The following is a 16,056-nucleotide window of genomic DNA, read 5'->3' on the forward strand; positions in this document are numbered from 1 at the left end:
GAGGTGCAGTCCCAGGACCCCGTGACCGGGAAAACCCGGTCACGGGCCGAATCGTTGAGGGGAAAAGCCGGTCGTGGGCTGTTCCGCGTTGCCTGGCCCTTTGCGGGGAGCGCCGATCGTATACGGTGCGCGCCGTCAAAAGCCGCTACGGCAAATCCAGCCCGCCGAGATCGCCGTCACGGCTCTAAGGGCGGCGGAGAGAGCGGCCAGGCAGCGTGACGACCTGACCATGACGACCGAAGGGAATCTCGGTATGACCGGAGATGGAGGTTCCCGGAGGAAAGAAGCCTCTTTCGCGGCGGAAGCCGTTCCGCTCTCCGAGGCAATCCCTGGATCTGGAAGAACCCGAGAACGGGTGCCGTCGGCCGTCATGTGGTTCTGAGCGTCAGGGGTCTCCGGAGTGGACGCCCAATGTTCACGGAGATCATCCCGAATGGCCGACGGAGCGCCGAGTTCTCCGCTGTCGATCGGGTTGTTTTACGAAAAACACCGGATAAATCCTGACCCGAATCACTTTCTGGAAGCCCGGCGACGCCTCGTTCCCGGCGGTGGGATTTCTCCGGACCGCGGTGGGATTTCACGCGACCTAGGTATAAAATAGTAACCATGGGTGACGAGGGAAACTTGGACGAGGTGCTGCGGGCCAACGGGGTCGCCCGGCAGGTCATCGGGCACATCGGAGACAAGTGGTCGCTCCTGGTCATCGCGGCCCTCGGAGACGAGGCTCAGCGGTTCTCCAGGCTCAAGACTCGGGTCGAGGGGATCAACCAGCGCATGCTGACCCAGACCCTGCGCGCCCTTGAGCGTGACGGCATCGTCGAGCGCAACGTCTATCCGACCTCGCCCCCCAAGGTGGAGTATGTGCTCACCGGGATCGGACGGGAGCTTTTCGTCACGGTGACCGGCATCTGCGAGTGGGCTCGGCGCAACCTCGCCGAGGTCGAGACGTCCCAGCGCCTGTTCGACCAGCGGGCTGTGATGCCCTTGTGAGGGCGGGGAACCGAGCGTGGTGGCCGTTCGTTGGAACTTTTCGGCGGTAGCCGTACGGCCGCTTGCCCAGAAAACGGATATCAACACGATACGGCCGTGTGACAACCGATCTAATACGCTGATCGCGTAGGTCGCAGCGTGGAGGCAGCGATGGAAAGCAAGAATCCCGTGTTCAGTCGGCAGACCAACGGCCGTCAGCAGGCCTGGGGAACGCCGACCCCCGAACAGCTTCGAGGAATGTACGACGCGCCGTCCTACGCGCCTCCCGCGCAGCGGGCGATGACCATCGACGACGTGGTCGTGCGCGGCTTCATCACGCTGGGCACGCTGGTCGTCTCCGCCGCGGTGGCCTGGGCGCTCAACCTCGGGGTCGCCGCGATGGCCATCGGCGCGATCGTCGGCCTGGTGCTCGCGTTGATCGTCTCGTTCAAGCAGAGCACGAACCCGGCGTTGATCCTCGGCTACTCGGTCGCGTACGGCGTGGCTGTCGGCGTCGCCAGCCACATCTACAACGACCTGTACAGCGGTGTCGTCTTCCAGGCGGTGGTCGGCACGGCCCTCGCCTTCGGCGCGATGCTGACGGTCTACGCACTGCGCATCGTCCGTGTCACGCCGAAGTTCACCAAGTTCGTCGTGGCGGCAGGTCTCGGTCTGATGGGCCTCGTGCTCGTCAACTGGGTCGCGAGCTTCTTCATCGCCGACGGCATCGGCATCCGCTCCGGCGGCCTGATGGCGTACGGCTTCAGCATCGCGGCGATCCTGGTCGGCTGCTTCTTCCTGCTCCTCGACTTCGACTCGATCGAGCAGGGTGTGCGGGCCGGTGCCCCGGAGAAGTACTCCTGGCTGATGGCCTTCGGCCTGACGGTCACCCTGGTCTGGATCTACCTGGAGATCCTGCGCTTCCTGAGCTACTTCACAAGCAACGATTAACGAAAGGCGCGCCACCGCGCGTGAGGCCCCCGCCGTGACCGGCCTCGGTCACGGCGGGGGTTTTCCTTTTCCCCGAGGGGTTCCCCGCTTCCTCACCGGGCCCGGCTCCGGCACGGTCGCGCGGCGGGCCGTACGGCTCTCACGGCGGGCGGAACGCGGGCGACTGTCGGACGGGCAGAGGGCTGGAAAGTGAACGGAAAGCTACAACAGGGCGACGAAGAATGATGGATGACCAGGTGGTAAGGACTTGCCATCTGGGAGTTCGTGAGGCACTGTCGAGCAAAGGAGCCCTATCCGTGGAGGTGCCCATGTCGTTGAGCCACTCACTGGAGACGCAGAGCAAGTTGATCGCTAGAGTCTCGGATATCACCGGCCGCGCACTCCCAGAGTGGTTCCAAGCCATCGACAACGGCCCGTCTTTCCTGCGCTGCGAAGAGCGGGCCAACTGGCTCGCCGACGAGCACGGGCTGTCCCACGGCTACGCCGCCGCCATCGTGCGCGAGCACGAGCGTCACCGTCACAGCCGTCGTCTGTAAGTCATCGCCGTCTCCGTGAGCCCGCGCCCCCGTCCGGGGGTGCGGGCTTTCACGTCCCCGGCCATGATGGGATCATGGATCTCGACAAGGCACGTGACTTCATCCGCGACAACCACCGCGCGGTCCTGCTGACCTGGCACTCCGACGGCCGGCCGCAGCTGTCCCCGGTGACGGTCGGGCTGGACGCCGAAGGAAACGCGATCATCAGCACCAGGGAGACCGCCGCGAAGGTCCGCAACCTCCGCAGGGATCCCCGAGTCGCGCTCTGCGTGACGACCGACGCCTTCTTCGGCGCCTGGATCCAGATCGAGGGCGAAGTGGAGATCGTCTCACTGCCTGAGGCGATGGAGACGCTGGTGAGCTACTACCGCGACATCTCCGGGGAGCACCCCGACTGGGACGACTATCGGGGCGCCATGGAGCGGGAGCGGCGGGTGATCCTGCGGATCGGGATCACCCGCGCGGGCCCCGACATCCACGGCTGAGCCACGCACCCAAGCCCGCCCCGCCGTCAGGCGTCGCCATCGACGCAACCTAGCTGAGGCGCTCCAGGACCATGGCCATGCCCTGGCCGCCGCCGACGCACATGGTCTCGAGACCGATCGTCCTGTCGTGGAAGCGGAGGCTGTTGATCAGCGTGGAGGTGATCCGGGCGCCGGTCATGCCGAACGGGTGGCCGACCGCGATGGCGCCGCCGTTGACGTTGAGCCGGTCGAGGTCGATGCCGAGGTCTCGGTACGACGGGATGACCTGGGCCGCGAAGGCCTCGTTGATCTCGACGAGGTCCACGTCGCCGATGGCCATGCCCGCCCGCGCCAGGGCCTGCCGTGAGGCCTCGACCGGCCCCAGTCCCATGATCTCGGGGGACAGGCCGGTCAGGCCGGTTGAGACGACCCTGGCCAGCGGGGTGATGCCCAGCTCCGCGGCCTTGGTGTCGCTCATCACGATCACCGCGGCGGCGCCGTCGTTCAGCGGGCAGCAGTTTCCGGCCGTGACGGTCCCGTCGGGGCGGAAGACCGGCTTGAGCTGGGAGACCGCCTCGTAGGTCGTCCCGGCGCGAGGGCCGTCGTCCTTGCTGACCACGGTCCCGTCCGGCAGGGTCACCGGAGTGATGTCCCGCTCCCAGAAACCGTTGGCGATCGCCTTCTCCGCGAGGTTCTGCGACCGGACGCCGAACTCGTCCTGCTCCTGGCGGGAGATGCCCTTCAAGCCGGCGAGGTTCTCCGCGGTCTGGCCCATGGCGATGTAGACGTCGGGCAGCGCGCCGTCCTCGCGGGGGTCGTGCCAGATGCCCCTGCCGCCCTCCGCCGCCCCGGCCGTACGGCCCTGGGCCTCGGCGAACAGCTCGTTGTGCGTGTCGGGCAGCGAGTCGGAGTTGCCCTTCGCGAACCGTGAGACGCACTCGACGCCCGCCGAGATGAAGACGTCGCCCTCTCCCGCCTTGATGGCGTGCAGGGCCATCCTGGTGGTCTGCAGGGACGACGAGCAGTAGCGGGTGACGGTCGTGCCCGGCACGGTGTCCAGCCCGAGCAGCGTGGCGACGACACGGCCCAGGTTGAACCCCTGCTCGCCGCCGGGAAGGCCGCAGCCGAGCATCAGGTCGTCGACGGTCGCCGGGTCCAGCTGGGGAACCTTGGCCAGGGCGGCCTTGATGATCTGGACGGTCAGGTCGTCGGGCCGGATGTCCTTGAGGGATCCCTTGAAGGCACGTCCGATGGGCGAGCGCGCGGTCGCGACGATGACTGCCTCGGGCATGTGGCTCTCCTGGATTGGTTGGTCGCTCTCCTGCGGAGGTTACTCCGTGGTAGGGCGGAAATCGCGGCCGGGGTGCCACAAAACAGAACTTTGTACGGGAGGGGGGCGTCGCTCGCGTCAGCCGTACATCCCGGGGGAGGTCCCGGTGTCGTCCTTGATCCCGTGCAGCCCGCCCGCCTCGTCGCGCCAGATCCGCCAGCCGTCCTGGCTGCCGGTGAACCAGGAGGGGGGCGCCTCGGAGCCGGTCGTCTTCCTGCCGCTCGCCAGGTCGAACTCGCAGAGGGAGGCCACCGAGTAGAACCCCGTGATCTGGCCCTTGAGCGCGAGCGGCTTGGGGTCGGTGACGCAGAAGGACCAGCCGTGTTCGTTCTTGATCTCGGCGCTCCGTCCCGTGGCCAGGTCGAAGGCGTTGCCCGGCTGGTCGTGCTTGAGAAAGCCGAGCTTGTCCATCCGGCTGGGGAAGGCGAGCCACCACCCGGAACCGGGGACCTGGGCCGCGGCGATCTGGCCGAGGACCCGTCCGTTCTCGGCGTCGAGCCGGGCGAAGCCGCCGTACTGGCCCTGCTGGTCGACGGGACGGACGACCGGCGCGAGCCCCGGGCTGCCGCTGGGGTAGACGCGCACCACCGAGGGACGCAGCCAGTTGACCGCGCCGTCGGCGAGCCTGACCGAGAACAGGCCGAAGGTGGAGACCTTCTTCGTCTCCGGGTTGGTGTAGGGGGCGATGTAACCGGTGAGGTTGTCGGCCGTCGCGCCGAACGACCACCCGCCGGACAGGTCGACACCCGAGCCGAGCGCCTGCTCGACGGGGAGCTGCCACGAGCGCTTGCCGGACTTCAGCTCGTAGGACTCCAGAACGGGATGCCGGGCCATGCGGAGGAACACGGCGTGGGAGGCGTCGGACCACTCGACCTCCGCGATGCCGGGGAGCTGCCACAGCGGTTCGCCGGTTTCCGGGTCGAGCACGGAGAGGCGGGCCTTGGCGAGCGCGGTGTGTTCGGAGACGCACACGAACGTCCCGCACCGCTGCGGCCCGAAGGTCGAGTGCAGCGGGCGGGCCCACCTCTGCGTCCCGGTTCTCGCGTCGCGGCCGATGAGCGTGGCGTTCCAGCGGTCCTTGCGCGCGGGGTCGACCGCGACGGCGACGGCGTGTCCCGAAGCGGACTCGACGATCGCCGGGGCCGGGACGCCCATCCCCGGCAGCCGTCCCGCCATGGTCGCGGGGTGGGCCCACAGTTTCCTGCCGCTGGCCAGGTCGACGGCCACCGTCTCGAGCGTGCCGTCCGGCCTCATGGAGGTCGTCATGGCGACGCCCGCGGCGGAGGTGGTGCGGCTCACCGCGTTCACCTCGCCGTTGTGCCAGGTGGGATGGGCGGGGGTGGCCGCTTCACTGCCGGAGCAGCCAGCCAGGGCGAGGACTCCGGCGAGGGCCGCAGTTACTTTCGCGTAAGGCCGGATCACGGGCATTGCACTCCAAAGGGGGCGAGGCGTCACGACTCCGCCGCGGAGGGTAACCGTGTTCAGGCGTCGTGAGGCAGCACCCCAGGCCTCCGACGGAGCAGCGTCGCCCACCGTCCGTGGGGTCCGGTTGCTCGGCCGGCGACGCGGGTTGCGGAGACTTCGGCGCCGGGTTCCTCCGCGGCCTTAGCCGCCGCGAGGTAGATCGACTCACCGCGCTCGGAGTGCGGTTCTGGCCACAGTCCAAGTGCGGTGCACACAGAAGGTAGCACTGCATAAGCAATCTGTAGATAACCTTGGACAGATGGATGGAAACGATCCGGTCCGAACATTTCGCCCGGGTTTGCATCGAATTCGGCGCCCAGCAGGTCGGCGAAGGCGACCGTACGGCCGCCCGCCTCGACCACGGCGACCGTCTGCGCCGCGGCGAGCTGACGGCTCCAGCGCCGGGTCACCCAGCGCAGCGGCTGCGCGATCGGCCTGACGGTTCCCAGGTCGGGGCAGGTGCCGACGACCACCTCCGCTCCCGCGTCGCGCAGTCGCCGCACCGCCTTCTGCAGGTGCCGCACGGCGTGCGTCGGCATCGTCTGCGTGGTGACGTCGTTGGCGCCCACGAAGACGACCGCGATCTCGGGGGCGGCTTCGAGCGCCAGGTCGACCTGGTCGTCCAGGTCGGCCGAGACCGCGCCCGACCTGCCGACCACGGTCAGTCGAACGGGGCGTTCCGCGATGACGGCCAGTCCCGTGGCGATCAGCACGCCCGGGGTCTGCGCCGCCTCCGTCGTGCCGAGCCCGACCGAGGTCGAGTCGCCCAGCATGACCATCCGGACCGGCTCACCCGCGAAGTCACCGTAGACCCCGTTCGACGGCGGTCCCTCCATGCCGTGTGGACGGCCCACGATGCGGCGGGCCAGCAGGGCCTCACCGATCAGCAGTCCGTATGTGACCGCGCCGAGAACGGTCACCCCACCTCCGCCGACGGCCGCGGCGGCCGCGATGCGCCGAGCGGCCCGCGCCGCCCCCGGTGTCCAGATCACGTGGCGATGCCCCTTCGGTACAGCGCGACGGTAGCGTTGCCTTGAAACCTAGCCGAGTCCCACCCACCCCCATGGGGGCCGCGGCGCTCTACACAACAAGCCGACCAGGCTTTGGTATTTCGAGGTGATCGTCGCGATGCGTGTGTATGACTCGCTTGTCGAGCTGATGGGAAACACCCCGCTCGTCCGGCTGCACAAAGTGGCCGCGGGAGTGCCCGCCCAGGTGCTCGCCAAGGTGGAGTACTTCAACCCGGGCGGCTCGGTGAAGGACCGGATCGCGGTTCGCATGATCGACGCCGCGGAGCAGTCGGGGGCACTGGTCCCCGGTGGCACGATCGTGGAGCCCACGTCGGGCAACACCGGGATCGGGCTGGCCATGATTGCGCAGCAGCGCGGCTACAAGTGCCTGTTCGTCGTGCCGGACAAGGTGGCACAGGACAAGATCGCGGTGTTGCGCGCCTACGGGGCCGAGGTCGTGGTCTGCCCGACCGCGGTCTCCCCCGACAATCCGAACTCCTACTACTCCGTCTCCGACCGGCTGGCCAAGGAGACGCCGAACGCCTGGAAGCCCGACCAGTACTCCAACCCGAACAACCCCGAAAGCCATTACCACTCGACGGGCCCGGAGCTCTGGGAGCAGACCGAGGGGCGGATCACCCACTTCGTGGCCGGGATCGGCACGGGCGGCACGATCAGCGGCGCGGGCCGCTATCTCAAGGAGGTCTCCGGCGGCCGGGTCAAGGTCATCGGGGCCGACCCGGAGGGCTCGGTCTACTCGGGCGGCACCGGCAGGCCGTACCTCGTCGAGGGCGTCGGCGAGGACATCTGGCCCGCCACCTACGACACGACGATCTGCGACGAGATCATCGCGGTCTCCGACAAGGACTCCTTCGGCATGACCCGCCGCCTGGCCCGCGAGGAGGCGCTCCTGGTCGGCGGCTCCTGCGGCATGGCGACGGTCGCCGCGCTGCAGGTGGCCAGGCAGGCCGGTCCCGAGGACGTGGTCGTGGTGCTGCTGCCGGACGGCGGCAGGGGCTACCTGTCGAAGATCTTCAACGACGAGTGGATGGCCGACTACGGTTTCCTGACCACCTCCTCAGAAGAGGGCCTGGTCAGGGATGTGCTGGTCCGCAAGGGTTCCGGGCTGCCCGAGTTCGTGCACACCCACCCGCACGAGTCGGTGGACACCGCCATCTCCATCATGCGGGAGTACGGCGTCTCGCAGCTCCCGGTGATGAAGGAGGAGCCGCCGGTCATGGTCGCCGAGGTCGTCGGCTCGATCCTGGAGCGCGACCTGCTCGAGGCCCTCTACCGGGGCCGCGTACGGCCGACCGACCCCCTGGCCGAGCACATGTCCCAGCCGCTGCCCATGATCGGCGCGGGCGAGCCGGTCTCCATCGCGATCGAGGCCCTGGAGAAGGCCGACGCCGCGGTCGTCCTGGAGGACGGCAAGCCCGTCGGTCTGGTCACCCGCCAGGACCTGCTGGCCTTTTTGGTCAATAACTGATGAGGGGTTAGGCGGGGAACTCGGCGATGACCTCCCAGGCGCCTTCCGGGGTATGGCCCGCGGTAAGGCGCCCGCCGAGTGCCTCGACGCGTTCGGCCATGCCGACCAGGCCGAACCCGCCGCCCAGGCGGGAGATCCTGGCGTCGACCGCCGAACCGTAGTTGCGCACGCGCAGCCACACCCGGCGTGCCCCGGGGCGCTGGTCCCGCCTGGCGCCGGGGGCCGGGTTCTCCGACCTGGCGTGCCGATCCGAGCCGTGGCTCAGCCGTAGGTCCGCCTCGACCCATCCGGTGCCGGGGGCGTGCCTGCGCACGTTGGTGAGCGACTCCTGCAGGACCCGGTGGAGAGTGGTCATCACCTCGGGGGCCAGGGTCTCGTCGGTGATGCCCTGGCCGATGTCGAAGGCGACCTGGGGACCGCCCGCGGAGAAGCGCTCGACCATCGTGCGCATGTCCATGAGCGTGGTGCCGGGGGAGCGCGCCGCCTCGTCCTGGGCGCGCAGCACGCTGACCAGGCGGCGCATCGAGGTCAGCGCGTCGGCACCGGCCCCGGCGATCGCGTCGAGCGCGGGGACGACGGCCTCTGGCTTGTGCTCGGCGACGACCTTGGCGGCCTGTGCCTGAACGACGATCCCGGTGATGTGGTGGGCGACCAGGTCGTGCAGCTCCCTGGCGAGCTCAAGGCGTTCGGCCCGCCGTACCGAGTTGACCGCCTCCTTACGGCGTTCGAGCTGGAAGCGGAGGTAGGAGCCGACCCCGGCGGCGACGGACCAGCCGATGAAGATGAGGAACCCGACGGCCAGGGACGGGGTGTCCTCGTGCAGCCGTCCCGCGGCGCTCTCCAGCACGATCACCGACGCGACGGCGAACACCACGGCTCGGCTTATCGGCTCGATCCAGCGCAGGCCCGCGATGGTCAGGATCAGCAGCGCCCCGGTCTCCGCCAGGGACGGCATCCCCCTGGAGCCGCTGAATCCGACGATCATGGAGGTGACGAAGGAGACGACGAGGAGGGTGGTGAACCCGCTGACCCGGCGGGTACGGCGCCACAGCACGGCCAGGACGCCGACGGCGCCGCATACCGGGCTGAGCCACATGAAGCCGCCGTCATCGTTCGCGATCACGGCCATTATGTCGATCAGGAGCAGCAGAAGGAGCCAGCCGATCAGCGCCAGCTCGCTGAGCCGCTGGATCCAGTAGACGATGCGATGTGTCTCCCCCACGGCCATTGAGCCTAAGCCTCTCGGCTACATGGAGCATCAGCCGATCGGCTGAGGGAGCCGCCCCCGAACCGGTCCTTCAGGGGATGCCGGGTCAGGGGCCTGCGGCCGATGCTTGAGAGGTCGAAGGGGAGAGAGAAATGACCGTCATCGGGGTTGCACTGCTGGTCGCCGGATTCGTCGTCGCGCTGGCTCTGGCGCTGGCCGACCCGGTCCTCCTGTCACGCATCAACGGGGAGCGGGCTGAGGGCGGCAGTGGCCGTTACATCCAGGCGCCACCGGTCGAGGCCGGTGGTGAGGTCGTGTGGCTGCGGGGGCGCCACTCGCCGGGCCGCGAGCGCCAGGCCGCCTGAAGGCCGTCGCAGGGGCGCGCCGGTCGGAGCTCATGGGCCCGTGGAGGGGGCGGGCCCATGAGCTCCTACCGGCGTACGGCATGGAGACGCCGATCGGTCCGCGGCCGACGCGGCGGTGGGATTGGGGCCGGCCCTTTTGCGAGTAGCGTGGCCTTATGACTGATGGATTCGAGACGCTGGCCATTCACGCAGGTCAGGAGCCTGACCCTCACACCGGGGCCGTTGTTCCGCCGATCTACGCGGTGTCCACATACAAGCAGGACGGTGTGGGCGGCCTGCGAGCCGGATATGAGTACAGCCGGTCGGCCAACCCGACCAGAACCAGCCTGGAGGAGGCCGTCGCCGCGGTCGAGGGCGGTGTCCGGGGACTGGCCTTCGCCTCAGGTCTGGCGGCCGAGGACGCGGTGTTGCGCACGGTCTGCAAGCCGGGTGATCACGTCATCATCCCGAACGACGCCTACGGCGGCACCTACCGGTTGTTCGCCAAGGTGCACCAGCCGTGGGGCCTGCACTACGACCCGGTCCCGCTTGGGAACCTCGCCGCGGTCGCGTCCGCCATGACGCAGAAAACCAAGATCGTCTGGGTGGAGACGCCCACGAACCCGCTGCTCGGCATCGCCGACATCGTAGCCCTGGCCGAGCTGGCCCACGAGAACGGCGCGCTGCTGGTCGTGGACAACACCTTCGCCTCGCCGTACCTCCAGCAGCCGCTGACGCTGGGCGCGGACATCGTCGTGCACTCGACCACGAAGTACGTCGGCGGCCACTCCGACGTGGTCGGCGGCGCCCTCGTCACGGCCGACGCCGAGCTTGGCGGCAGGCTCGCCTTCAACCAGAACGCCATGGGCGCGGTCGCGGGGCCGTTCGACGCCTGGCTGACGCTGCGCGGGCTCAAGACGCTCGCGGTGCGCATGGAGCGTCACTGCGACAACGCAGAACGGGTGGCCGACCTGTTGCTCGCCCACCCCAGGGTGACCTCGGTGCTCTACCCCGGCCTGCCGGAGCACCCCGGGCACGAGATCGCGGCCAAGCAGATGAGGCGCTTCGGCGGCATGGTCTCCTTCCGGGTCGCCGGGGGAGAGGCCGAGGCGGTCGAGATCTGCAACCGGACCAAGCTGTTCACGCTCGGTGAGTCCCTCGGCGGGGTCGAGTCGCTGATCGAGCATCCGGGGCGGATGACTCACGCCTCCGCGGCGGGCTCGCCGCTCGAGGTCCCCGCCGACCTGGTCCGCCTCTCCGTCGGCATCGAGTCGGTCGACGACCTGCTCGCCGACCTCACCCAGGCGCTGGGCTGAGGTCCGCCCTCCCCGCCGGAGGCCCGAACCGAGCCCCGCTCGACGAGCGTCCTCGTCTCGCGTGAGTGCGCGAGACGAAACGGCGGGGGTGGCCCACGGGGCAGGGAAATGTCGCTCGTCCGATCCCGTGACGTTTCCCGGCCCCGGCGCGATTCTGCGCGGGTCTGTCCTGGTGTCAGAAATCCCCGCAGGGAAAGGTGTTTTTCACCCTTCTCATACCAGGAACGGGGAAAATGCTGCCGATATCATCAGGAATCCTTTTTAGGGAGGGGTAATCCTTGAAGATCGGCGGTAGGCGACTTTGACCTCGTCCCTCTCGGTGCCCGAGGCCGTCTCCCCCCGGCACGAGGCGCCGCGTCTCGGCTGGCTGGACGCCCTGCGGGGAGTGGCCGCGGTCGCGGTCGCGGTGCATCACGCCACGTTCGTGTACACACCTCACGCGCGCCAGGCGACGCTGACGCTGTTCAACCCCGGGCTCTGGGGCGTGATGGTGTTCTTTCTGGTCAGCGGATACATCATTCCGGCGTCGCTGGAGCGGCACGGTTCGGCCAAGCGCTTCTGGATCAGCAGGCTGTTCCGGATCTACCCGCTCTGGGCCACGGGAGCCGTCGTGCTCCTGGTGCTGGCGGTGGCCGGGGTGAGCCGGCTGAGAGGCGAACTGGACCGCTTCGACCCGGTGACCGCCGCGTTGGCCCATCTGACGATGATGCAGGACCTGCTGACGGTGCCGAACGCGGTCAACGTGCTCTGGACGCTGTCTTACGAGATGGTCTTCTATCTCGTGGTCGCCGGGCTGTTCGCGGTCCGGCTGCACGGTCGCTCGATGTCCACGGTCGCCGTCTTCGTGCTCGGCGGGCTGGTCCTGGGCTTTCTCGGGCCGATGACCTTTCTCACCGGGGCGGTCGGCGCTCCGGTCACGGTCGCCGTCACGGCGCTGGTCATGGCGGTCGCGATCGGCGCGGCGTATGTCCCGAGACCGGCGCTGCGCAGGGGCGGCATGCTCGCCGGAGCCGTGTTCGCCCTGGCCCTGGTGGTGCTGAACGGCAGGCTGTCGCCGTGGTTCGGCCTCTCGGTTCTGGCGATCATGTTCACCGGCACCGTGCTGTACCGCGCGGAGCGTGGACAGCTCCGGTGGCGGACGGCCGCGCCGGTGTGCGTGGCCGTGCTCGTGGTCACGGTCGCCCAGGGCTGGTGGCATCCGGACGAGGTCGAGGGCGGTCCCGTCTCCTGGACGGTCTCGATGGTGCTCGCGGCCTGCGCGTTCGGCGTGGGCATGGCCGTACGGCACCGCGGGACGCCCCGCTCGCTGGCCCGCCTGGGGATGATGAGCTTCTCCGTCTACCTGCTGCACCCGATGCTGCTGAAGATCTCCGACGCGACCGTCGGCCGGTGGCGGGACCATGACAACCCCGTTCCCCTGGTCGTCTTTCTCCTGATCCTGCTGCCGGTGTGCTGGGTGAGCCATCGCTGGGTTGAGGAGCCACTGCAGCGAAGAGGCCGTGATCTGGCCCGCCGGTTCACCGGCTGACCTCTGCCGGCGCCTCCGCCGTTCCCGGCAGGGCCGCCGTCCCCTGGCGGGTCCGGCATCCCGGAACCGGTGGTTCCAGGATGTCCGGAGTCCGTGGTCCCTCAGGGCGACGGGAGGTCAGGACGGGTTGCCCCAGACCATCAGTGCCAGGATGACCAGCCAGATCAGGGCGACCACGCCGGAGAACGCGGCGATCCGTCCTCGCTGCGCCTTCGTGTCGTCGCCAGGGGGGTCCGTGCTGAGCACCCTGATGGCGGTCGCCTGGTCGCGGTCCACCATGACCAGGAGCACCGCGGCGACGATGAAGAGCGTCATGGAGATCGACAGGTAGGGCTTGCCGAGGAACTCGCGGCCCAGCGCCAGGCCGAACACGAACACGCCGATGGCCGCGATGGCGTAGATGCGGGTCGTTGTGTGCAGGTAGCGCAGGACGTTGACGTCCTTGGCGCGGATGAACCTCGGCGTGGACATCGTCACCGCGGTGAGCGGCCCGAGCGCGAAGATCGCGAAACCGATGTGCAGCCAGAGCAGCAGTTCTGTCATGAGATCAGACATTAGCCCTCAGTGATCTCAGCTGGGTACGGCGCGCCTTGATCCGCTCATTCGGTGGTGAAGACGTCCTGCCGGTCGCGGCCTCTGGAGGCCGCGCACACCTCGAAACAGGTGCATGCGATGAGCAGGAGCACTCCGAGGAGCAGCGCGAACATCGGACTTCCTCACATTTGGTTCCGTGGTGGCGGCTATGGTGAAGCCACCGTTGAGAGAGACGGAACCTCAGGGGAAGAAGTTGGGGACAGAACATCACAATTTGGATAACGCGCATTTATGGTGATGTGCGATGGTAGATCTTCTTATCTCTGCTCTAAGCACCCCATTGAAGTGAGTAGGATCACTAATGGGCTCGCTCCTGTGTGATGGGGCCGTCGGCGGTGAAGTCGCGGTCGTGCCGGGCGAGCATCAAACCAGGTCGTGCACGACGGCACAAGGGAGTGCCCGCTGTGGGTGTGAAACATGTTGAGCCGTACACCGAGGAATGGCGGCGGCAGCCGGCTTTCTACGCGAGCCACGTCGTCGAGGCGCTGGGCGCCGAGGCCACCGGCTGGTGGGAGGGTCCCTGCGACCCGCGCACCGTCACGGTCCTGCTGACCGGCGGGGACGCCCTGGTGTGGGACGAGGAGAGCGGCTGGCGCCGTGGCCGTTACGTGTCCGGCGACCGTGACCGCTGTACCGTCCTCGCCGACGCCCGCTATCTGGGCGGCGGCCTGCTGCTCAACCCCGAGCGGGTCCCCGCGGCGGTCGAGGACGCCCGCGCCGGGGTCGGCAACAGCACGGCCTGGCGGCCCTGCTACCGCTCCTACCGCCACTACCGCGACGGCTTCGACCTCGCGCTCAACGGCTACCTCGCCTACGCGGACGTCTGAGGGACCGACCTCCCGGATGCCGCCGGGTCAGCGTGTTCTGCGGGTTCGCAGGAAGTCGCTGACGACGTACTCGCCCAGACGGTCGGCGCTGGAGGAGAAGACCCGGCCGCCGTTGCGCCTGGCGACCTCGTTCACGAACTCCTTCAGGCGTTCGTCCTCGGCGAGCATGAACACGTTGAGCGTCGCCCTGCGCCGGGTCATCTTGTCGACCTCGGCCAGCGTCAGTTCGAGCGTCTCGCGCGTCGGTGGCCACTCGAAGGCGGCTGAGCCGTTGCGTCGCAGGTGGGCGGTCGGCTCACCGTCGGTGACCACGAGCACGACCGGCTCGAAGTCGGGATGGCGGTCCAGGTGGCGGCCCGCGATCAGCAGGGCGTGGTGCAGGTTCGTGCCCTGGACCATGTCCCATTCGAGGCCGGCCAGCTCGTCGGGCTGTAGGACGCGGGCGTAGTTGGAGAAGCCGATGATCTGCACCGCGTCCTGGGGGAACTTCGTGGCGACCAGCGCCTGCAGGGCCAGCGCGGTCTGCTTGGCCGCCGCCCAGGTGCCGCGCAGGGCCATCGAGTAGGACAGGTCGACCAGCAGGCACACCGCCGCCGCGGTGCGCCGCTCGGTCTCCGCGACCTCGAAGTCGTCGACCGACAGGGTCACCGTTCCCGCCGCTCCGCCGCGCCGTACGCCGTTGATCACCGTACGGACCACGTCGATGGGCTGCTCGTCCCCGAACCGCCACGGGCGGGAGGAGCCGGTCAACTCCCCGGCGGAGCCCGCGTCGACCTGGTCGTGGTCCCCCCTGCGGCCCGAGTCGAGGGAGGCGAAGACGCGGCGCAGCGCGGTCTCGCCGAGGCGGCGCACCGCCTTCGGGGTGAGCTCCAGCTTGCCGCGCTGGCGGCGGAGGTAGCCCTGCTGCTCCAGCTCGCGCTCGATCTGCTTGAGCGCCTCCAGGTCGTCGACGGCCGAGCGGCCGAGGGCGCGGCGGATCGCCGCCTCGTCGACGTCGTCCAGGCGGGCACCGGGGTAGTCCTGGCGGAGCGCCGCCTCCAGCTGGGTGAGGTCCGCCAGCTCCTCGAGCGCGGTCACCGCGTCGCCCATCCCCATGGAGTCCTCGCCGGTGAGCCGTTCCGGGGTGTTCCAGGCCAGGTCGGGACGGCGGGCGTAGAGGGACTCACCGAGGCGGCGCATCTGCTCACCGAGACCGGCCTGGTCGAGCGTCTGGTTGATCAGCTGGTTGAGCTCCTCGCGCTGGCGGGGGGTCAGCGAGGCCAGCAGGCGCTGGGTGGCCGCCGCCCTGCGGGCGAGGGCGTCGACCAGCTCCTCCAGGTTCCTCGGTGACTCCGGAAACATGTCCCCATATTTCGACATAAAGGCGTCGAAATCTTCCTGGGTGTGTTCGCCACGCGCGTCCCGGTCGAGCATGTCGTTCAGCGCGGACATCATCTCCCTGACCCGCTCCATCGCGGCCGGGTCCGGGTTGGCCAGTGCCTCCCGCATCCCGCGGAACTGGCTGTCCAGCACCTCCCGGCGCAGCAGGTCGCGCAACTCCTCGAAGGTCTGTCGCGCGGCGGCGGACCGCCACCGGTAGTCGTTCAGCTCCTGGATCGCGCTCGCCGTGTCCGAGGGGAGCCCGTCGAGCTCGGCCTCGCGCAGCCTGGCGTCGTCGGACGGGTCGGGGAACAGCTCGGCCCGTTCCTGGCCGATCGCCTTGTCCAGCAGGGCCCTGGCGCGTTCGAGCGTCCCGTCGAGCCGTCCGCGCTCGCGCAGCTCGCGCCTGCGCCGCCGTACCTCGCGCAGCAGGTCGTCCAGGCCACGCCGGTCCTGCGCCCCGGGCAGGCCCTGCTTGAGCAGGTCCCGCAGGGCGTGGTCGGGGTTGGACCCGGACAGCACCGCGTCGCCCATCTGGTCGAGCGCGGAGCGCACGTCGTACGGCGGGGCGAGCGGGTCCGGCCCCTCCCGGTACTCGCCATAGCGATAGCTCATCGAACGCCCCTCCAACGCGCGGCCCCGGGTTCTGACCCGGGGAGGAAGTCGGG

Annotated in this window: 15 protein-coding genes; 9 read left to right on the plus strand and 6 right to left on the minus strand. The window is 69.0% G+C overall.

The annotated features are described in order from the left end of the window. Positions 1–606: 606 nt before the first annotated feature. The 4 genes from AB0395_RS00005 to AB0395_RS00020 all read left to right on the plus strand — a co-directional run bounded on the left by AB0395_RS00005 (position 607) and on the right by AB0395_RS00020 (position 2,941). Positions 607–990, plus strand: coding sequence for a helix-turn-helix domain-containing protein (locus tag AB0395_RS00005; RefSeq protein WP_366275499.1), 384 nt, complete (start codon positions 607–609; stop codon positions 988–990). A gap of 150 nt (positions 991–1,140) precedes the next feature. Continuing rightward, the gene (locus tag AB0395_RS00010) at positions 1,141–1,920 is read left to right on the plus strand and encodes a Bax inhibitor-1/YccA family protein (protein ID WP_366275501.1); all 780 of its coding nucleotides are present in this window, start codon (positions 1,141–1,143) and stop codon (positions 1,918–1,920) included. A 308-nt stretch (positions 1,921–2,228) separates the two neighbouring features. After that, complete coding sequence (locus AB0395_RS00015) at positions 2,229–2,456, plus strand: DUF4287 domain-containing protein (RefSeq protein WP_366275894.1); 228 nt, start codon at positions 2,229–2,231, stop codon at positions 2,454–2,456. 74 nt (positions 2,457–2,530) lie between these two features. Continuing rightward, the gene (locus tag AB0395_RS00020) at positions 2,531–2,941 is read left to right on the plus strand and encodes a PPOX class F420-dependent oxidoreductase (protein ID WP_366275502.1); all 411 of its coding nucleotides are present in this window, start codon (positions 2,531–2,533) and stop codon (positions 2,939–2,941) included. Between the two features lie 49 nt (positions 2,942–2,990). On the opposite strand, the gene AB0395_RS00025 is transcribed toward AB0395_RS00020, so the two are convergent. The 3 genes from AB0395_RS00025 to AB0395_RS00035 all read right to left on the minus strand — a co-directional run bounded on the left by AB0395_RS00025 (position 2,991) and on the right by AB0395_RS00035 (position 6,706). After that, positions 2,991–4,211, minus strand: a complete 1,221-nt coding sequence (locus tag AB0395_RS00025; protein WP_366275504.1) for an acetyl-CoA C-acetyltransferase — start codon at positions 4,209–4,211, stop codon at positions 2,991–2,993. A gap of 117 nt (positions 4,212–4,328) precedes the next feature. Next, positions 4,329–5,678: a PQQ-binding-like beta-propeller repeat protein gene (locus AB0395_RS00030; RefSeq protein WP_366275506.1), complete on the minus strand. Its 1,350-nt coding sequence runs from the start codon at positions 5,676–5,678 to the stop codon at positions 4,329–4,331. 53 nt (positions 5,679–5,731) lie between these two features. Beyond that, positions 5,732–6,706, minus strand: coding sequence for an SGNH/GDSL hydrolase family protein (locus AB0395_RS00035; RefSeq protein ID WP_366275507.1), 975 nt, complete (start codon positions 6,704–6,706; stop codon positions 5,732–5,734). Between the two features lie 136 nt (positions 6,707–6,842). Here AB0395_RS00035 and AB0395_RS00040 point away from each other — a divergent pair, with 136 nt between their 5' ends. After that, positions 6,843–8,213, plus strand: a complete 1,371-nt coding sequence (locus AB0395_RS00040) for a cystathionine beta-synthase (RefSeq protein ID WP_366275509.1) — start codon at positions 6,843–6,845, stop codon at positions 8,211–8,213. Between the two features lie 7 nt (positions 8,214–8,220). On the opposite strand, the gene AB0395_RS00045 is transcribed toward AB0395_RS00040, so the two are convergent. Then, entirely contained in the window at positions 8,221–9,435 is a 1,215-nt protein-coding gene (locus AB0395_RS00045; protein ID WP_366275510.1) for a histidine kinase, read from the minus strand. A gap of 137 nt (positions 9,436–9,572) precedes the next feature. Between AB0395_RS00045 and AB0395_RS00050 the strand changes: the two genes are divergently transcribed. From AB0395_RS00050 to AB0395_RS00060, 3 genes are all read left to right on the plus strand, one after another. Continuing rightward, positions 9,573–9,785, plus strand: coding sequence for a hypothetical protein (locus AB0395_RS00050; RefSeq protein ID WP_366275512.1), 213 nt, complete (start codon positions 9,573–9,575; stop codon positions 9,783–9,785). Between the two features lie 155 nt (positions 9,786–9,940). After that, positions 9,941–11,080 (plus strand): cystathionine gamma-synthase, encoded by a 1,140-nt coding sequence (locus tag AB0395_RS00055; RefSeq protein ID WP_366275514.1) that lies wholly within the window; start codon positions 9,941–9,943, stop codon positions 11,078–11,080. A gap of 301 nt (positions 11,081–11,381) precedes the next feature. Then, entirely contained in the window at positions 11,382–12,608 is a 1,227-nt protein-coding gene (locus tag AB0395_RS00060) for an acyltransferase (protein ID WP_366275516.1), read from the plus strand. A 117-nt stretch (positions 12,609–12,725) separates the two neighbouring features. On the opposite strand, the gene AB0395_RS00065 is transcribed toward AB0395_RS00060, so the two are convergent. After that, positions 12,726–13,151: a hypothetical protein gene (locus tag AB0395_RS00065; protein ID WP_366275517.1), complete on the minus strand. Its 426-nt coding sequence runs from the start codon at positions 13,149–13,151 to the stop codon at positions 12,726–12,728. A 455-nt stretch (positions 13,152–13,606) separates the two neighbouring features. Here AB0395_RS00065 and AB0395_RS00070 point away from each other — a divergent pair, with 455 nt between their 5' ends. Continuing rightward, on the plus strand, positions 13,607–14,029 hold the full coding sequence (locus AB0395_RS00070; protein WP_366275518.1) for a DUF6292 family protein: 423 nt from the start codon (positions 13,607–13,609) through the stop codon (positions 14,027–14,029). A 27-nt stretch (positions 14,030–14,056) separates the two neighbouring features. Here the strand turns inward: AB0395_RS00070 and AB0395_RS00075 are convergent, their stop codons facing one another. Beyond that, the gene (locus AB0395_RS00075) at positions 14,057–16,003 is read right to left on the minus strand and encodes a hypothetical protein (RefSeq protein ID WP_366275520.1); all 1,947 of its coding nucleotides are present in this window, start codon (positions 16,001–16,003) and stop codon (positions 14,057–14,059) included. Between the last annotated feature and the right edge of the window lie 53 nt (positions 16,004–16,056).

It is taken from the genome of Streptosporangium sp. NPDC051023, from assembly GCF_040689595.1.
GTDB lineage: Bacteria > Actinomycetota > Actinomycetes > Streptosporangiales > Streptosporangiaceae > Streptosporangium.

What these genes read in the sequence shown, in the direction of transcription:
- AB0395_RS00055 (WP_366275514.1), top strand. Translation starts at nt 9,941, where the DNA reads ATGACTGATGGATTCGAGACGCTGGCCATTCACGCAGGTCAGGAGCCT.
- AB0395_RS00020 (WP_366275502.1), top strand. Translation starts at nt 2,531, where the DNA reads ATGGATCTCGACAAGGCACGTGACTTCATCCGCGACAACCACCGCGCG.
- AB0395_RS00010 (WP_366275501.1), top strand. Translation starts at nt 1,141, where the DNA reads ATGGAAAGCAAGAATCCCGTGTTCAGTCGGCAGACCAACGGCCGTCAG.
- AB0395_RS00075 (WP_366275520.1), bottom strand. Translation starts at nt 16,003, where the DNA reads ATGAGCTATCGCTATGGCGAGTACCGGGAGGGGCCGGACCCGCTCGCC.
- AB0395_RS00015 (WP_366275894.1), top strand. Translation starts at nt 2,229, where the DNA reads ATGTCGTTGAGCCACTCACTGGAGACGCAGAGCAAGTTGATCGCTAGA.
- AB0395_RS00040 (WP_366275509.1), top strand. Translation starts at nt 6,843, where the DNA reads ATGCGTGTGTATGACTCGCTTGTCGAGCTGATGGGAAACACCCCGCTC.
- AB0395_RS00030 (WP_366275506.1), bottom strand. Translation starts at nt 5,678, where the DNA reads ATGCCCGTGATCCGGCCTTACGCGAAAGTAACTGCGGCCCTCGCCGGA.
- AB0395_RS00065 (WP_366275517.1), bottom strand. Translation starts at nt 13,151, where the DNA reads ATGACAGAACTGCTGCTCTGGCTGCACATCGGTTTCGCGATCTTCGCG.
- AB0395_RS00025 (WP_366275504.1), bottom strand. Translation starts at nt 4,211, where the DNA reads ATGCCCGAGGCAGTCATCGTCGCGACCGCGCGCTCGCCCATCGGACGT.
- AB0395_RS00005 (WP_366275499.1), top strand. Translation starts at nt 607, where the DNA reads ATGGGTGACGAGGGAAACTTGGACGAGGTGCTGCGGGCCAACGGGGTC.
- AB0395_RS00050 (WP_366275512.1), top strand. Translation starts at nt 9,573, where the DNA reads ATGACCGTCATCGGGGTTGCACTGCTGGTCGCCGGATTCGTCGTCGCG.